Origin of the sequence: uncultured Campylobacter sp. (assembly GCF_937921625.1) — a bacterium.
GTDB lineage: Bacteria > Campylobacterota > Campylobacteria > Campylobacterales > Campylobacteraceae > Campylobacter_B.
The window spans coordinates 1-17,328 of the sequence record NZ_CAKZTI010000025.1 but is presented as its reverse complement, the minus strand read 5'-3'; the positions used below and the strand labels follow the sequence as shown (position 1 = coordinate 17,328).

Here is a 17,328-nt window from a genome sequence, read left to right as displayed (position 1 = left end):
CTCCGTTACCTAAAATTCTGTCGTCATTTAAAATTTTGTCGCTGTTTGAAATTCCGCCATTTAAAATTTCACTGCCACTCGGAATTTTGCCGCCGTTTGAAACGTCGTCGCGCTCGCCAAAATTTTCCGCGCCGCCTTCCTTGAGCTGCCTATTTAACGCAGCTAGCATTCGCACGCTGCGCGGCGAGCTCTCGTGTAGCGCGAGCAGTACCGCCGCTTCGTCCGCGCGTAGCCCGCAGGCTAAAAGCGCGCCCGCGCTTAGATATTTTTTGATCAGCTTTTGCGCCGCAGCGTCGCTCAGCACGGCTTTGTATTTGGGCGCGATCCTGCCCGGCTCGCTTACGATTTTTGGGTTTACGAACTGCCACGAGCCGAAGCTCTCGTCGCATTTGCCGTGGATGAAGAATTTTTTGCCGCGCTTGAAGGCGCCGAAGTGCCAACTTTTGGCATTGAAGATCACGATTTTGATCTCGCGCTCCCAGCTGAGGCAGTGCGCCGCGACGATGAGCATCGAGCCGCGCCTGTGCTGGAAGAGGCACTCGACCTCCGCCGTGCTCTCGCCCGCGCAGGGCGCGTCTCTAACGCTTAGATCGTCGAAGCTTTTGGGCAGAAGCAGCGCCAGATCCAAAAGCGTCGTAATGCCCGCCTTTTGCAGCGTCGCCGCGTCTTTTGCTTCAAAAATCAATTTTCATCCTTTAAATTTGATAGGCGTTTAAGCCCTCGCGCTGCGAAATTTTATACGCCGCAGTGGAATCGCTCGCCTAAATTTGATCGAAATTTTACGCGCTGCATCGAACGCTTGTTTAAATTTGCTCGAAATTTCGTTATTGCGGCAAATTTGCTTGCCGGCTGCGCCTGTAAATTTTACTCGTTTGCGCGCACTTTGTTTGGCAACCGCGTCTTTTCGGCGCGCACCGGGTTTTAAAACAGAGTACGATCGCTTTAAATTTCACGGCACGATTTGCAAACCGTACGATCCGAAAGAGATGCGCGCGCATCATCTTTTAAATTTCACTACGCGGCTTGCAAACGGCGTGCGAAATCGGGCTTTATTTTGCGCGCTGAAATTTTACCGAGTCGTACACGGCGCCTTTAAATTTAGCCGTTCTTGCAAGGCTCGTAAATTTAATCGCTTCTGCAAAGCCCGTAAATTTTAGTGCGACGCAGGCGCGGTTTTAAATTTAAACGCACAAGCCGTACGCAAACAGAGCGCAAAAGTAAAATTTAGCGCGGCCCGCGCCGCTTTATAAATTTAAAATTTATCCATTTATGCCGACTGCAGATACGCGCCGTGACGGGCTAAATTTTAAGCCCCTTTTTCGCGGCGGCCTCGTCGCAAATGACGGAAAAGCTTAGGTTCATGATCTCGTCGTGCGACTTGATGAAATCGTTAAGTGCTCCTAGTTTTAGCGTCTCGATGCGCTTTAAATTTCGCTCGAACTCGCCGAATGCATAGCCCTTGTAATACTCGCTCTGCGCGATCGCCGCTCGCTTGAACATCGTCTCTTTTTGTAGCACGGCGCTTCCGATTAGGAATTTTTTTGCGCTTTTCAGCTCCGCTTCGCTCACGCCAGATGCGATAAATTTCGCGATCTCCTCTTTTACGAGCGCGGCGGCGTTTTGTAAATTTTCGTTTTTGGTCTGCAGATAGCCCCAAAACTCGCGGCGGCTAAGCTCGAAATCACCGCGCGCATAGACCGAGTACGCAAGCCCGTGCTTGACGCGGATGCGCTCCATCAGCCTGCTGCCGAAACCGCTGCTTCCGAGCACGAATAGCGCGGTGTTTGCGATGAACTCCTGCTCCTTCGGCAGCGCAAAAGGCGCGCCGAAGTAGATGTAGGCCTGCTGCGTCTGCTCCTTTTGGATCTTTATTTTTTTCGCATCGCTCGGCGTGAAAAACGGCAGCTCGCGCTTTTCTCCGCTTGCAAAAAGGCTTAGAATTTCCGCGATTTTCGGGTTTTTATCGCTCACGTCGCCGCATAAAACGACGTATAAATTCTCTAAACTCAGCGAGGCGAAAAACTCCCGCACATCCTTCATCGTGATCCGCTCTACGCTCGCCTCGTCGCCTATAAGCGGTTGCTCGAGCCTCGTGCGTGGATACAGAAGCGCTTTGAGGTTGCATGTCGCGATGTAATCGAACTCGCTTTTTAGCACGGCGAGCTCGCCTATGGTTTGCATTTTTAGCTTTTCTAGCACCGAGGGCGTTAAATTGGGCTCTTTAAGCAGCTCTCGCAGCATGTCTAAGCCGAAATCGAAGTGCTCTTTTAGGCAGTTTAGCTGGATGCCGAAGGTTTCAAAATTGCTCGCGGCGCTGATTTCGACCGCGCGGATATCGAGCTTGCGGTGAAATTCGCTCACTCCTAGCGTCTTTGAGCCCTCGCCCAAAACGCCCGCACAGATGCGCGCAAGACCTGGGGTCTTCTCGCTCACCGCACCGCTTGCTTTAAAAATTAACTTGAAGCTCGCCACCGGCAGCGAATCATCAAACTGATACAAAAAGTCGATTTTAGCGCTCTTGCCGCCTTTAGTTTTGAGTGAAATCTCTTTTTTTTCCATCGTTTTCCTTTATAAAATTTTTAAATTTCATCGTTCTTGCAGGCGTGGTTTTAAAATTTTGACGCAGCCGAGACGCTTTTAAAATTTGCACCAGGGCTCGCTTTTAAAATTTCGCGCCAAGGCAGTTTTGCCCATTCCGCTTTAAAATTTGAAATTTAATCGCGCCGCATTTTTGTAAAATTTCAGCGCCCGAAACACCGCGTCGCGCCGTATTCGCAGTACGAGACGAAATATATCCGCACCCAAATACGGCAAGCATTGTAAACGAAATATCTCTCACGCGCCGTCTCCGCCGTGTTGATCTTGCGGCGTATAATTTCGCGTCCGCAAAATTTTAAGGCGAAATTCCGTAGCGAAATGAAATTTTACCGCGCAAATTCCGCTTGCGCCAGTAAATTTAAACCCGCACCCATATCAAAATTTTAAATTCCGTTGCAAAATTCCACGCTCGCGATCGCAAAAATTCGCCATCTGTTTTAAGACAAAATTTTACCGCTAAATTCTCTAGCCGCAAACGCATAAAAATTTCTGCCGCAAACGCGCAAACCCCGCACCTAAGCGTAAGTCTCCAAAATATCGTAGTTGGTGTTGCGCTTGGCGGGTATTTCGCTTACGTCGCGGATCAGCGCTATCATCTCGTCCTTACTCATCCGAAAGCTCGCGCCCGCCGCCTTTACGACGTTTTCCTCCATCATCGTACTTCCCAGATCGTTCGCGCCGAATTTCAGCGCCAGCTGCCCGATGTAGCTGCCCTGCGTGACCCAGCTGCTTTGGATGTTTTTGAAATTATCCAAAAATAGCCGCGAGACGGCGAGCAGGCGCAGGTAGCGGTTCGGACTTTGCTTTTTAATCTCGGGATGCTCGCGCAAAAGGCGGGTGTTTTGCCCCTGAAAACTCCACAAAATGAACGCTCGAAAGCCACCCGTGCGGTCTTGCAGCTCGCGGATTTTATCCCAGTGCTCCACGATCTCGCGCGTGCTCTCAAGCGTGCCGAACATCATCGTGGCGGTCGTTTTCATGCCGATGCCGTGCGCCTCCTCGTGCACTCTAAGCCACGTGGCGCTATCGCTTTTGCGCGGCGCTACTAGCTCTCGCACGCGGTCGCTTAAAATTTCGGCTCCGGCTCCGGGCATCGAGTAGAGCCCCTTGGCTTGCAGCCTGCGAAGCACTTCAAGCGTGCTGATGCGGCTAAGGCGCGCGATATAATCGATCTCGATTGCCGAGAAGCCGTGGATCGTGATGCTCGGGTAATTTTTGCGGATGAACTCCACCAGATCCTCGTACCATTCGATTTTCAGCTTCGGATGGACGCCGCCTTGAAATAAAATTTGCGTGCCGCCCACGGCGATGAGCTCCTCGATCTTTTCGCTAATCTGTTCAAAGCTCAGCACATAGGCATCTGCGTCGCTTGCGTGGCGATAAAATGCGCAAAATTTGCAATCTATCATGCAGGCGTTGGTGTAGTTTATGTTTCGATCGATGATGAAGGTCGTGACGCGGTCAGGATGCAGCTCGAGCTTGCGCGCAAACGCCGCGCGCCCAAGCTCGTTTAGATTGGCATGTTCTATTAAATTTAAGGCTTCATCTATACTTAGTCTTTTCAAATTTATCCTTCCGGTTTGCCTTTGCGATACGGCTTTAGTGCGCTGGTGATTTTTTGATTTAGCGTCGGCAGATAGTCCTTGATAGCTATCTCTATCAGTTCAAAATTTAGCCGTTCGTATTCGTGCGAAGCGATATTTCTGGTGGCGTTGATAGCTCTTATTTCATCTTTGCTAAAGATCGCCAAAGCCTGCAAATCGTTGCTTTCTTGCAGCCCCTTTAGCAGGGCGTGGATATTTATGAACTGCATCATTATCGCGGGCTGCAAAACATCCTCGTCGGCAAGAGCCTGCGCTGCGCCGCCCTCGCATTTTTTTAGGATGGATGAAATTTTATCAGATATCTTTTTTAATCGCTCGACGCTTGATCTTTCAAACATAAATCGCTCCTTGCAGCAGCTTCATTTTTTCTTCGCGACTTAAAGAGGTAGTATCGCACAGATCGACATTTACATTAAATTTGCAGGATAGCTTTTTTTTAAAATCGTCTAAAAAGACCAGCGCCGAAAATGGGTTTCCTAAATTTTTTGCCATTTTTGCTCCATCGGTTTCGATCACGATGTCGATGTCCGAAAACGCGTCGGCGCTACCTTTGGCGTAGCTGCCGAAAAGTCCTAGCTCGGTAACGCCCACCGCAAAAAGCCTCTTTTTTTGCGACGATAAAAATTTTAAAATTTCATCTTTGCTGTTTATCGCTTTTTTCGGTGCGGTTTTAGCGCTCACTCTACGCCTCTTTCGGATCTGCGGACGCTTCTTGTTTAGCGCCAGAGCTTTGCGCGTCTTTGCTCGCGGCGGCGTTAGAATTTTTATCGTCCGCGTCCGCGTCGCCTAAATTTACGTCGCCGTCATTTAAATTTACGCTGTCTGCGCCGCTAGAATTTCGATTGCTATCTTTTTTAACCACGATCTGGCCGTTTTTTACGCCTAAAATTTCGACGCGGTCGCCTTCGTTAAGATCTGAAATTTCATCGCTTTTCCAAAATGTACCTTTGAAATAGACCATGCCGTTTTTGACGGTGCCGGTGCCGCTCTCGTCCAAAAAATTATCCTCGTGTTTCTCTTCGGGTTTGAAAAAGCGCGATTTTAGAGGCCTTTTAAGTGCGATTAGAAGCACGAACGAAAGCACGAACGAAAGCAGAATTTGCACGTCCCAATCAAGATGAAAGCCGAAGCTCAAAAGCCCCGTGATGAAAAATCCGGCGCTGAAAAATATAAAGGTAAAATCCATCACCAAAAGCTCGACGATCGCCAAAATCACGCCGATTATGATAAAAATCAGCGCGTTCATTTAGCATCCTTCGCGCCGTTTTTGCCGAGGAATTCTTTAAGCACGCTAAGAGAGCCGATAAGCTCACTCGTTTCGTAAGGGATTAAAATTTTATCCTTGCTCGGGTTTTTGGACAGCTCGCTGAAGGCGTTTACGCGACCCTGCGCGAGCAGGTATTCCGCCGCAAAGCTGGAAGCGCTCATCGCTAAATTTATATTGTCCATCGCGTCCTTTTGACCTTGCGCGAGCGCGATCTGCTCATATTTTTTCGCATCCGCCATACGCTCGATCGCCTCGGCTTCGAGAACCTTCTCCTGCTTTAGCGCTTCGGCGTTTCGGATGAGGGCTGCTTTTTCCGCCTCGGCTTTAAGCTCGATCGCGCGCTTTTCGCGCTCGGCTTTCATCTGCATATTCATCGCCTCTTCGATGCCGTGCGGTACCGAAATTTCGGAGATCTCCACGCGCATGATCTTTACGCCCCAGTTATCCGCAGCGTCGCCCAGAGCGATTTGCAGTTTGGAATTTAGCTGATCGCGCGAGCTAAGCGTGCTGTCTAAGCTCATCTCGCCGATCGCGCTACGTAGCGTCGTCATCGCTAAATTTGAAATCGCGCGGCGATAATCCTCGACATTGTAAAGCGCCATCTTGCCGTCGATGACCTTCAAAAAGACGATACCGTCGACGCTTATGTTGACGTTATCTTTGGTGATGACTTGCTGTTTGCTGATATCCACCAGCTGCTCGCGCACGCTCATCTTCGCGCGCACCGCGTCAAAAAACGGCACGATGATGTGAAAGCCGCCGTCTAGCACCTTATGAAAGCGACCCAGCCGCTCGATGATCAAAATTTCGGATTGTGAGACGATCTTGACCCCCATCTTTAGAATTGCCGCGATGAGGACGCAAAATACTATTACCGTAGTTACGAACCCTTCCATTTTCACTCCTGAATTAAAATTTCGCAATTATAGCATTTTTAGCTTATTTTGGCTTTTAAGGCGCGCCGTGATACAATTTCGATAGATTTTTTATATTAAATTTACGGGATAAAATTTTATGATCAGATACATCGTACTGCTTCGCCATTCGCGCAACTACCGCCTGCTCTTTTCGGCGGGTTTTATATGTATGTTCGGCTTGTGGTTTTCGGTGGTGGGGGTCGCTACGCTGCTCATAGAGCTTGGCGCGCCGGTATGGGCGATCACGGCGGTGGGCGTCGTTTCGTTCGTACCGAACGTTTTTTTAGCGCCCATCAACGGCATCATCGTGGATAAATTTCAACCAAAGCCGTTGATGACGGCGATGTTCATAACCGAGATGATCAGTATTTTCATGCTGATTTTTATCGATAGTTTGGATTATTTGTGGCTGCTGCTTTTGATCGTGGTCGTGCGCAGCGTCGCAGGCACGCTGTTTTTCCAAACCGAATCATCTACGCTGCCGAAATTTCTAAGTCGCCCCTATCTCAAGCTTGCCAACGAGATGACGGGCATTATTTGGACGATCACATATACTTTCGGCATGGCGAGCGCGGGTATTTTTATCCACTATTTCGGCGTGCGAGCGGCATTTATTTTGGATTTTTGCTTATACGTTTTTTCGTTTTTTATCCTGCTGCGGCTAAATTTTAAAGACCTTGCAAGAAATGCGCCAGAGCCCGTGTTTAAGATGCTAAAGGAGGGCTTTTCTTACCTGCGCTCGCATCCTTTGGTCGTACATCTCATCGTCCTTCACGCCTTTGTCGCCGTCACCACCTACGACAATCTCATCGCGCTTCTTGCGAAGTACAAATACAAAGAAATTTTAAGCGCATCGCTAGTCATCGGGCTTATGAATATGTCGCGCTCGGCGGCTGCGTTTTTCGGACAGATATGGCTAAGCAAGATCGTGAATAAACATACGTTTTTTTGGCTATTGCTGGGGCAGTTTGCGGGCATCGGGCTGTGGGCGGTGCTAGAGTTTAACTACTGGCTTTCGTTTGCGGGCATGATCGCGGCGGGATTTTTCATCACGACGGTGTGGTCGTATTCTTTTACGCAGCTGCAAAGCCACGTCGATAGGGAGTTTTTTGGGCGCGTCATCGCTTACAACGATATGGCGTATTTCATCGTCGCGACGCTCGTGTCGGCTGCGATCGGATTTTTTTTCGAGCTTGGATTTTCGCTTTCGCAAATCACCTTCGGCATGGGCTTTATGTTCGCAATCGCGGCGTTTTATTATAAATTTTTGATCTACGAAAAAATTTAAAATTTTAAAGCTATCTTTTCGGCGCGATCTCGGGGCGGAAGATAGCAAATATAAATAAAAAGCTCATCGCCGCGAAAAATACCCAGATAAAGCCGTTTGCGCCCAAGAATTTCATCATCGCGCCGATGATCAAAGGCGAGCAGAGCGACGCGCTCGAATAGATAAAAAGCATCGCTGCCGAAATTTGCACGCGAGATGCGCCTTCGCCGGTGATGGAGTCGTTTGCGCGCGCGATGGCAAGCGAATACAAAGGAAAGGCGCCGAATCCTAACATCAGCGCGAGCGCGCACGTTAGGATGAAGCTCTTGGCAAAAAACAGCGCTGCGCAAGCTGCGATGCCGATGGCGCAAACTATCATTATGGCGCGTTTGCGGCCGAATTTATCCGAGATTACGCCGCAAACAAGCTGCGATAGGAAGCCTCCAACCATCGCAGATCCCATAAATGCGCCCACCGAGCCCACTCCAAGCCCTGCGCTTAGCACGAAAACGCTCGCCATCGAAAAAAAGCCGTTAATCAAAATGCCCGCGCAAACCACCGTCGCAAACGCAAGCGGCGGCACGATCGAGATTTGCGGCATCGAAATTCGCATGCGAGCGGGGACTCTAGGAGGATTGAAGCGGATTAAATTTACCGGCAGCAGCGCTAGGATGATGAAAAATGCGCTTAGCACGAAAACTTTCATCGTTCCGAAATTTAGCGCTAAAATTGCAACTCCTATCGCAAACGCGCCGTAAAAAACCGCTTCGTAGATCGCCAGCACGCGGGAGCGGATGGAGTTTGTGATCTTTGAGTTTATCCAGCTTTCGATTATCATCAAAAGCGCGTAGTAGCAAAAGCCCAAAATGAAGCGCAAAATTGCCCAATATACGAGGTTTGAGCCAAGATCGTGCAGCATTGCGGCAATTCCGAAAAGCGCCGTAAAGACCGCATACGCTCGCACGTATGAGAGTGCGCCGATTATCGAAGGCACAAAAAAGCCGCTAAAGATCGCCCCTAAAAAGAAAAACGCCGAAATTAGTCCGATCTCAAGCTCGCTGTGGCCGGATTCTTTTAGCATGATGCCCGCGCTTGCGATGACTAGCGCGTCGCCGATAAACATAAAGAAAATCCCCAGAAATAGGGGGCTTAGCGAGCGTGCCGCGCGCATAGATTCAAACAATGACTTTTCCTTGGAATTAAATTTGGCGTTATTGTAGCCTTTTATTGATTAAAGCTCGGTTTTTATGTAAAAAAATATTTGAAAAATTTCGATTCGGATAGAGATTTTAAAAAAATACGAAAATTTATAAAGGAAAATAAAGCCAAAATTTTATCGCAGATGTCTAAGATCAAGTGCAGGTAGTGCGCTGAAAAGCCCAGCATGCGATAAAATTTTTACCGCAGCGGTTTTAAAACAGCGCGAGCGTTTAAATTTAGAGGCGGGCTCGCAACGAAGCGCTGAAATTTTAAGATAAAATTTTAATCCAAACGTTAAATCTCTAGCAGTCGTGCCTCGTCGCATCAAAGAGACGAGTTTTATTAAAAAAAGCTCTGCAGCCAAAGCGGCTATCCGCGTGGCTAAATTTTAAAATAAAATTTCAATCTTTGCGGATAAACTTACGCGGCTTACTTCAAAACTAAAATTTCAAAATTTCATAGAGCAAAACCGGGGCGTAAAAGGGGCAAAATTTTAAAGCTCTAGCCGTTTTGCATTATCCCCTTTAGGCTGCGATATTCCTCGCATTCGCCCGTCAGCTTCGCATCGGTGCCGATAGCGAGGATGCGACCGTTTTTCATCACGGCGATATTATCGGCGCGCTCGATCGTGGAGAGGCGGTGAGCGATTACAAAGACGATTTTGCTTTGTTTGATCTTTTCGATGACGTTTGAGATCTCCTTTTCGCTTGCGTTATCCAGCGCCGAAGTCGCCTCGTCGAATATTAAAATTTGCGGGTCCTTATACAGCGCGCGCGCGATGGCGATACGCTGGCGCTGCCCGCCGCTAAGATTTGCGCCGAACTCGCTAAGCACGGTGTAAATTCCATCCTTCATCGAGCTTACGAACTCATAGGCGTTGGCGAGCTTCAGCGCTTCTATGACGCGCTGCTCGTTAAATTCCGCGCCGTAGCTTACGTTTTGCGCGATCGTATCGTTAAAAATATAGACGCGTTGGCTTACCAGGCCGATGTTTTCGCGCAGGCTAGGGATGCTAAACTCGCCGATCTCGTCGTTGCCGTTGAATAAAATTTTACCGCTGCTTGCGTCGTAAAAGCGCATCAGTAGGTTCACGACCGAGCTTTTGCCGCCGCCGCTGTTTCCGACGAGCGCTAAAATTTCGCCCTTTTTGATGCTAAAGCTTATATCTTTTAGCGCCGCCTTGTCGCCGTAGTTTAGCGACACATCGCAAAAGCTCACCGAGCCTATCTCACCCATCTGCTTGCCGCCGCCTACGATCGTAGGCTCCAAGTCTATGAGCTCAAACGTCCGCTCGCTCGCTGCGATGGCGTCTTGCATGTTGTTGTATAGCGAGGAGACCTTTTTTATCGGGGTGTAGACCATAAAAAGCGCCGTAAGGAAGCTAAAAAAGCTGCCGATACTCATCTGGCCCGCGATGACCTCCTGCCCTCCGACGATGATCACCACGGCGATACCCACGGCGCCTAACATCTCCATGATCGGGCTTACCAGGCACGTCGTTACGACCGCCTTTAAATTTAGACCGAAAAATTTCTTGTTTTCGGCGTTAAATTTCTCCACTTCAAAGCTCTCGGCGTTACTTGCCTTGACGATTTCTATGTTGGAGTAAATTTGGCTGAGCGCCGAGGAGATATCGGAGGTTTTCTCTTGAGACTCGCGCGAAATTTTTTTCATCCGCTTTGCAAGGCGCGAGAGCGGATATATCGCGCACGGAAAGACCACGAGCGCGAAAAATGAAAGCTTTGGGCTCTGATAGATCACGACGCCCAAAAGCCCCAAAATCGTAATGATCTGCGTGAAAAAATCGGGGATCATATTCGAAACCACGACGCGGATGCGCTCGATGTCGTTGATCGTGCGACTGATGAGCTCGCCCGTACGGAAGCGGTTGAAAAAATCCACGTCCAGCCGCACGAGGCTTGCGACGAGTCTATCGCGGAAGCGGCGCACCGTGTCTTGACCGATGAAGGCGGTGAAGTAGTTTTGCATAAACGCGCCGCCGCTTTTCATCGCAAAAACCACGATGATCGCGATCGGAAGCGTGTAGAGATACGGCTCGTTTTTTTCGACGAAAATTTTATTTAAAACGGGCTCAACCAGCTTCGCGCTCGCAGCAGTCGCCACGCTCGTCATCACCATACCCAAAATCGCCAATGCAAACTGCGGCTTGTAATCCCCAAAATAGGGCTTAAAGCGCGATAGTAAAGTTTTAAAGCCGTTCAAATACAATCCTTTTTTATAAGATTTTTAAAATTTAAAATCCAAAAATTCATGAAATTTTAGAATTTAAAATTCCTGAAATTTTGTAATTCTTAAAATTTCAGGAATTTTCAACTCCGAAATTTCTAAAATTTTAGGAATTTAAAATCCCAAAATTCCTGAAATTTTAGAAATTTCGGCGCCTCGCCGTTTTTGGTTGTTTTATTTACTACTTTTAAAGCATAAAGCGCTTTAAAATGGCTTTTGCGCATCGCAGAGCGGTTTTTACATTACCATTTTTAAAGCTCAAAGTGCCTTAAAAGCGAGCGAGTTTTTATTTATCGCGATTTCCACACTTTCGCGAGCCATTTTAAGCGTTAAATGCTTTGAGGCGCTGTGAACCGTCCAGAGGGCGCCGCACTGCCGCCATATCGCATTGCATTGCGCTTTCGTACGCCCATTTTAAGCGGCAAATGCTTTGAGGCGCCATAAAAACGCTACAAAGTGCCGCATCATAATATAGTCGCGCTATATCGCGACAGCGCAGCAGCGCGCCGCATTGCACTTTCATACTGCCGCAATCGCGCTAAATTTACGCGCAAGCGCTGCATTGCTATTATTCGCTGCACCCATTCGCATCGCCACATGCTGCCGATAAAAATCACGACCCGCCTTGTGCCTTCGCCGCCACATCGCCGTATCATCGTATCGCCGAATAAAAATCGCGCCGAAATTTGTGCGTCGCCGCAGTGCTGCTTTCACTGCGCTACGGCACAACCCCGCATCGCCAATTGCCGATAAAAATCGCACTGAAATTTACGTACAGTCAGACACGTAGTACTACCGCTGTACCGCGTTATATAGCGCCGCCGCATCGTCCATTGCCGATAAAACGCGGTAAATACGCGCAGACACCGTAGCGTTACTCCATTTTGCCACGGCTGTATCAGCTGCGCCGACTAATGAAAATCGCAATTCGCCTTGCGCCTTTGCCGCCACATCGCCGTACCATTGTATCGCCGAATAAAAATTGCGCCGAAATATGCACGGTCGCCGCAGTGCTACCATCGCACCGCCGAATGAAATCGCGCTAAAATTTACGCGCGAATTAGCGTTCGGATTTGTACTCCGTATGACAAAAATCATAAAATTTAACGTAAAATTTTGCGATAAATTTTGCGTTCTACTCCGTTGCGACCTCCCAAGCCGTGCCACTAGGCGTATCCATCACTTCGATCTTCATATCCGTAAGGCGCGCTCTGATGGCGTCCGCGCTCGCAAAGTCCTTTTCCGCCTTCGCCTGCGCGCGCTGTTTTATTAGCTCCTCGATCTGCGCCCTTTGCTGCTCGCTCACGCCGAAGCGAAAGTATTCGGTCTCATCCTCATATAAAATTCCGAGTGTCTGCTTCGCAAACTCCAAATTTGCGGCGATCTGAGCCTTTAGCGCCTTGTCTTTTGGCGCACGATCTAGCGCTTCATTCGCGCTTGCTACGAAGCTATCGAGCACCGCAAGCGCGCCCGAGGTGTTGAGATCATCGCTTAAAAACTCCATCATCTCCGATCTAAATTTAGCCTCCGCAGCAGGCAGTTCAGACGCAGAATTTTTAGGCTTGGAATTCGGCGCCGTGTTTGGGCTTAAACTTTGAGATCCGTTCGAAGCTAAATTTTGCCCCGCAGCTCCGCAAGCCCGCGCAGAGCTTGCGGATGAAATTTGCGCAGTATGTTCAGATACACATACCGCGGAATTTTGCCCCGCAGCGGGAGCTAAAACGTCACGGACGCGCTTTTTAAGGCGGTAAATTTTATCTAGCCTCTTTTTGCTCGCAAGCAGATCGGCTATCGAATAATTAAAATTTGCCCTGTAATGCGAGCTTAAGAGATAAAATCTCAGCGCCTCGCCCGGTGCGATTTTTAGGGCGTCTCCTACAAAAAACGAGTTGCCGAGGCTCTTGCTCATCTTTTCGTTATTTACTTGCACGAAGCCGTTGTGAAGCCAGTATTTGCTTAGCGCTCTATGACGGGCGCAGCGGCACTGCGCGGCTTCGTTTTCGTGATGCGGGAAGAGCAGATCAGCGCCGCCTGCGTGAATGTCGATGCAAAATTGCGGATCGCCGCTATCAAGGTGCGCCAAAATCATCGCGACGCACTCGCTGTGCCAGCCCGGGCGCCCTTTGCCAAACGGGCTATCAAACCAATTCTCGTCAAATTTCCACAGCACGAAGTCCTTCTCGTCGTGCTTAGCATCGTTTGAGGCGACGCGGGCGATGTTTTTGCTAGCATCATCTTTTTTGCCGCTAAGGCTTAGATAATTCCCGTCTTTGCGCGTGTCGAAGTAGATGCCGTCACCCGCGATCTCGTAGGCAAAGCCTTTTTTAAGAAGCGAGGATATGAGCTCGCAGATCGCGGCGATATTTTCGGTCGCTTTAGGCGAAATGCTCGCGTCCGCGACGTTTAGCGCGCTCATATCCTGCAAATATCTGCGGGTATAAAATTCCGTAATCTCCCCCAGACTCTTGCCGGTTTCCGCCATCTTTTTTAAAATTTTGTCGTCTATATCGGTGAAATTTCGCGCAAATTTAACCTCATATCCCTCCGCTTGCAGCACGCGGCGCAGCAGATCGAAGCTCACGGCGCTTTTTGCGTGGCCCAGATGCGCGTCGTCATAGACGGTCGGACCGCAGGCGTAAATGCGCGCTAGCCCCTCGCTAATGGGCTTAAATGGGAGCTTTTTTTTGCTCAAACTATCATAAATTACCATAATACAAGCCTTTTAAAATGTATAAAATCGCCGCTTCGCCCGCACAAAGCGCCGCGATCGCAATAATTTTTTTTGCGCGGATTATAGCCAAAAAGTTATTAAATCCAAAAAAATAGAGATTAAAGCCAAGTAGAAACACTCCCGTTATCGTGCTTGCAAACGCAAGCCCCACCGCTCCGAAGGGTTTAAAAAACAGCGCGCACAAAGCGACGTTTATAAAAACGCACCAGATCGAAATTTTCGCGCTTAGCTTCTGCTTCATATTCGCATACAGCCAGTGCGAAAAAATCCTAGATAGCCCAAACGGCACGAGCCCTACCATATATGCGCCAAGAACCGCGGCGCATTCGATAGAATTTTGGCGGGTAAATTCTCCGCGCTCAAATAGCAGCTGCGTGATCTCGTTTTGCAGCATCACGCCGCCTATCGCAGAGAGCCCGAGCAGCGCCAAAAGGAAGTAAAATCCGCGCTCGACTAGAGCTAGAGCCTGCGCGTCGTCGCGAGCTTTTACGAATTTGCTCATGCGCGGAAAGATCGCCGTGCTAAGCGCGATCGCAAAAAGCGCGAGCGGCAGCTGAAATATGCGGTTGGCGTAGTAAAGATAGCTGATACTGCCGCTAGCAAGGAAGCTCGCAAAAAAGGTATCTATAAACGAGCTTAGCTGAAGCGCCGACGCACCGAGCACGCCCGCGAAAAAATTTTTATAAAAGCCCTGCGTCTGCGGTTTATCGCCCCGTGCAAGCCGCGCAAAGCCGCCGGCTAAGACGCGCAGCATACCGGTAAATTTCAACGCATAAACGTGTACCGCAAGCTGCAAAAGCCCGCCCGCCACGACGCCGAAGCTAAGATAGAGCACCGCCGTGGCGCCGTCTTTGCCGCGAGCCAGTAGAAGCGCCGCGATCATCGCTAAATTTAAAAGCGCGGTCGAAAACGCCGTCGTAGCGAAGTGGTCGCGATACTGAAGCAGCGAGGCAAAGAGCGTAACGACAAAAATGAATGTAAGGTAGAAAAAATTTATCCGCACGTATGGCACGGCAAGATCGATCTGCTCGGCGCTAAATCCGTATGCTAAAACTTTGGTAAAAACGGGTGCTGCGAGCAGTACAAGCGCCGTTAGAAGCGCGATAAAAATGCTAAATTTAATAAGCACCGCTGCGGCGAAAATTCCTTTTTTGCGCGCGGCGGTAAAGCTCGGTAAAAACGCCTGCGTAAAGGCTCCCTCGCCGAATAGTCTGCGAAAAAGATTGGGCAGTTTAAACGCTACGAAAAACAGATCGCTGTAAATTCCCGCGCCCAAAACCGATGCGGTAAGCAGGTCGCGCACGAAACCCAAAACTCGCGAAACCAGCGTGCCTGCGCTATTTGTAAAAAAGCCTCTGAGCATAAATCTCCATTAAATTTTATAAAATGCCAAGGTTGATTATATTATAATTTCCCCTATTTTTTGATTTTGGAGAGAAATTTTTGCGGAATTTAGCCTTTTCGCTCGAAAGCTCGGGCGGGAAAAACACCTTATCGCTACGCGGGCAGTGGAACTACAAAAGCTCGCGCTCGCAGTTACTTGCACTAAAAAAAGCGGTAAAAAATTTAAACGAGCTGGAGCTAAGCTTAAGCGAAATTTCAAATTTAGACTATTTCATGGCGCTGATGATTAAAAATGCCCTTGCCGGCAAGCGGGTTAGCCTTGTGGAGAATAGCTGCAAAGCTGCCAAAATTTTAAGCTTTATGGATGATAAAACGATCGATTTTAGCTACGTACCCGAGTCTCGCAGGCTAAATTTTTTAGCACAGATCGGACTTTATTGCCATCTTGGAATTCTAGGCTTGCTAAGCCTTGCAAGCTTTTTGGGCGAGTTTTTTTCTAAACTCGCGGCTTTTGTAATTCATCCGATGAAATTCCGTTTCAAAGAAACCGTAAATTTCATCAAAGATAGCGGCATAGACGCGCTTTTCATCGTCTCACTGACGGCATTTTTGATCGGTATCGTGCTTGCTTACATAGGCTCGGATATGCTTTCTAAATTTGGCGCTAGCATCTATATCATCGATATAATGGGCGCTTTGACGCTCCGTGAAGTAGCGCCTCTAATTGCTGCTATTGTTATCGCAGGTCGTTCGGCTTCGAGTTTTACGGCGCAGATCGGCGTGATGAAGATCACCGAAGAGATCGATGCGATGAGGACGATGGGCTTTGATCCGTTTTATTTTCTTGCGATGCCGCGCATTATCGCGATGGTACTAATCATGCCGCTAGTCATTTTTATCGCAGACGGCGTGAGTATCCTTGCGCAGATGATCGTGTGTGACGCGTATTTAGACATAGCCTTTAGCGATTATTTGGATAGATTTAAGGCTTCTGTAGAGCTTAGGCATTTTTTAGTAGGTATGATTAAAGCGCCGTTTTTCGGGGCATTTATCGCTATCATCGGCTGCATGCGGGGTTTTGAAGTCAAAGGAAATACCCAAAGCATCGGCGAATACACCACCATTAGCGTCGTAAACGCGATATTTTGGGTTATCGCGATCGATGCGGTATTTGCGGTTTTGTTTTCGGAAATCGGGCTATGAGCGAGCAAGCGCAGTCTAGCGAAACCTCCAAAATCATAGTCGCGCGCGACGTTACTACTGCGTACGGATCGCGTGTTATGCACGATAGCGTGAGCTTTAGCGTCAAAAAGGGCGAAATTTACGGCTTTTTAGGCGGCAGCGGCAGCGGTAAAACGACGTTAATGAAAACGCTCATATTTTTAAAGCGCCCGCAAAGCGGCGAGATTAAAATTTTCGGACGCGATATTTGGCGCGCAAGCGAAGCAGGGCAAAACGAGATCCGCCTAAAATGCGGCGTGATGTTTCAGTTCGGCGCGCTTTACAGCTCGATGAGCGTGCTCGAAAACGTAGGCGTGCTGCTGCGCGAATACTCTAAATTTAGCGAGCGCGAGATAGATGAGCTATCGATGTTTTGGATCCAAAAGGTGGGGCTTAAGAAGGAGGCCGCCGCGCTTAGGCCAAACGAGCTTAGCGGCGGTATGAAAAAGCGCGTGGCGCTGGCTCGCGCGCTAGCTCTAAGCCCTGAAATTTTATTTTTGGACGAGCCAAACTCGGGGCTTGATCCGCTCAGCGCCAGAGCCCTTGATAGGCTTGTTTGCGAGCTTAGAGACAGCCTCGGCGTCACGGTCGTGATGGTGACGCACGACGTGGACAGTATCTTTGACATTTTGGATCGGTTTTTGATCGTGGATAATCAAAAAATCGCCTTCGAAGGAAGCATCGAGGAAATTTCAAGCCTAAAGAATAACCCGCTTGAAGAGCTATTTAAGATGCGACAAAGAGATTAGGCTTTGAAATTTACCGAGCCGAAATACGCATCGCGGCGAGTAAAATTTAGATAGGTAGGAGCTGAAATTTTAAAATAGCGGCGGGAAAATTTTAAATTTTAAACCTAGCGAGGAATTCCGGGCTCCGCAGGGCTTAAATTTTAAAATTTAGACCTTAGCGGCTCAATCGAAATTTTAAAATTT

The 17,328-nt window shown here is 48.8% G+C and carries 12 protein-coding genes and 1 pseudogene; 3 read left to right on the top strand and 10 right to left on the bottom strand.

The genetic code is table 11. The annotated features are described in order from the left end of the window. Positions 1–1,299: 1,299 nt before the first annotated feature. The 6 genes from Q0101_RS03085 to Q0101_RS03060 form a co-directional block, all read right to left on the bottom strand. Positions 1,300–2,559, bottom strand: coding sequence for a pitrilysin family protein (locus Q0101_RS03085; protein ID WP_297942234.1), 1,260 nt, complete (start codon positions 2,557–2,559; stop codon positions 1,300–1,302). Between the two features lie 554 nt (positions 2,560–3,113). Next, positions 3,114–4,163, bottom strand: a complete 1,050-nt coding sequence (locus Q0101_RS03080; RefSeq protein ID WP_297942231.1) for a dehypoxanthine futalosine cyclase — start codon at positions 4,161–4,163, stop codon at positions 3,114–3,116. A gap of 2 nt (positions 4,164–4,165) precedes the next feature. Continuing rightward, positions 4,166–4,540: a HepT-like ribonuclease domain-containing protein gene (locus Q0101_RS03075; protein WP_297942228.1), complete on the bottom strand. Its 375-nt coding sequence runs from the start codon at positions 4,538–4,540 to the stop codon at positions 4,166–4,168. Continuing rightward, positions 4,533–4,883 (bottom strand): nucleotidyltransferase family protein, encoded by a 351-nt coding sequence (locus tag Q0101_RS03070; protein ID WP_297942225.1) that lies wholly within the window; start codon positions 4,881–4,883, stop codon positions 4,533–4,535. The genes Q0101_RS03075 and Q0101_RS03070 overlap by 8 nt, the downstream gene beginning before the upstream one ends. Before the next feature lies 1 nt (position 4,884). Further along, positions 4,885–5,448 carry an NfeD family protein gene (locus tag Q0101_RS03065; RefSeq protein ID WP_297942223.1) on the bottom strand — a complete coding sequence of 188 codons (564 nt, stop codon included), beginning with the start codon at positions 5,446–5,448 and terminating at the stop codon, positions 4,885–4,887. Continuing rightward, positions 5,445–6,365, bottom strand: a complete 921-nt coding sequence (locus Q0101_RS03060; protein ID WP_297942220.1) for a stomatin-like protein — start codon at positions 6,363–6,365, stop codon at positions 5,445–5,447. The genes Q0101_RS03065 and Q0101_RS03060 overlap by 4 nt, the downstream gene beginning before the upstream one ends. Positions 6,366–6,483: 118 nt before the next feature. On the opposite strand from Q0101_RS03060, the gene Q0101_RS03055 reads away from it, so the two are divergent. Then, complete coding sequence (locus Q0101_RS03055; protein WP_297942218.1) at positions 6,484–7,674, top strand: MFS transporter; 1,191 nt, start codon at positions 6,484–6,486, stop codon at positions 7,672–7,674. Positions 7,675–7,684: 10 nt separating this feature from the next. Here the strand turns inward: Q0101_RS03055 and Q0101_RS03050 are convergent, their stop codons facing one another. From Q0101_RS03050 to murJ, 4 genes and pseudogenes are all read right to left on the bottom strand, one after another. Continuing rightward, the gene (locus tag Q0101_RS03050) at positions 7,685–8,836 is read right to left on the bottom strand and encodes an MFS transporter (protein ID WP_297942216.1); all 1,152 of its coding nucleotides are present in this window, start codon (positions 8,834–8,836) and stop codon (positions 7,685–7,687) included. A gap of 518 nt (positions 8,837–9,354) precedes the next feature. Continuing rightward, complete coding sequence (locus Q0101_RS03045; protein ID WP_297942214.1) at positions 9,355–11,076, bottom strand: ABC transporter ATP-binding protein; 1,722 nt, start codon at positions 11,074–11,076, stop codon at positions 9,355–9,357. A 1,282-nt stretch (positions 11,077–12,358) separates the two neighbouring features. Then, positions 12,359–13,810, bottom strand: a pseudogene (cysS, locus tag Q0101_RS03040) (cysteine--tRNA ligase); the annotation flags it as partial. Then, positions 13,797–15,194, bottom strand: coding sequence for a murein biosynthesis integral membrane protein MurJ (gene murJ, locus Q0101_RS03035; protein WP_297942212.1), 1,398 nt, complete (start codon positions 15,192–15,194; stop codon positions 13,797–13,799). The pseudogene cysS and the gene murJ, both read right to left, overlap by 14 nt. A gap of 80 nt (positions 15,195–15,274) precedes the next feature. Here murJ and Q0101_RS03030 point away from each other — a divergent pair, with 80 nt between their 5' ends. Further along, the gene (locus Q0101_RS03030; RefSeq protein ID WP_297942209.1) at positions 15,275–16,378 is read left to right on the top strand and encodes an ABC transporter permease; all 1,104 of its coding nucleotides are present in this window, start codon (positions 15,275–15,277) and stop codon (positions 16,376–16,378) included. Further along, on the top strand, positions 16,375–17,145 hold the full coding sequence (locus Q0101_RS03025) for an ATP-binding cassette domain-containing protein (protein ID WP_297942206.1): 771 nt from the start codon (positions 16,375–16,377) through the stop codon (positions 17,143–17,145). The genes Q0101_RS03030 and Q0101_RS03025 overlap by 4 nt, the downstream gene beginning before the upstream one ends. Positions 17,146–17,328: the final 183 nt, after the last annotated feature.

Excerpts from the sequence above, each read along its gene's own strand:
- Q0101_RS03085 (WP_297942234.1), bottom strand. The coding sequence starts at position 2,559 with ATGGAAAAAAAAGAGATTTCACTCAAAACTAAAGGCGGCAAGAGCGCT.
- Q0101_RS03075 (WP_297942228.1), bottom strand. The coding sequence starts at position 4,540 with ATGTTTGAAAGATCAAGCGTCGAGCGATTAAAAAAGATATCTGATAAA.
- Q0101_RS03065 (WP_297942223.1), bottom strand. The coding sequence starts at position 5,448 with ATGAACGCGCTGATTTTTATCATAATCGGCGTGATTTTGGCGATCGTC.
- Q0101_RS03060 (WP_297942220.1), bottom strand. The coding sequence starts at position 6,365 with ATGGAAGGGTTCGTAACTACGGTAATAGTATTTTGCGTCCTCATCGCG.
- Q0101_RS03055 (WP_297942218.1), top strand. The coding sequence starts at position 6,484 with ATGATCAGATACATCGTACTGCTTCGCCATTCGCGCAACTACCGCCTG.
- murJ (WP_297942212.1), bottom strand. The coding sequence starts at position 15,194 with ATGCTCAGAGGCTTTTTTACAAATAGCGCAGGCACGCTGGTTTCGCGA.
- Q0101_RS03025 (WP_297942206.1), top strand. The coding sequence starts at position 16,375 with ATGAGCGAGCAAGCGCAGTCTAGCGAAACCTCCAAAATCATAGTCGCG.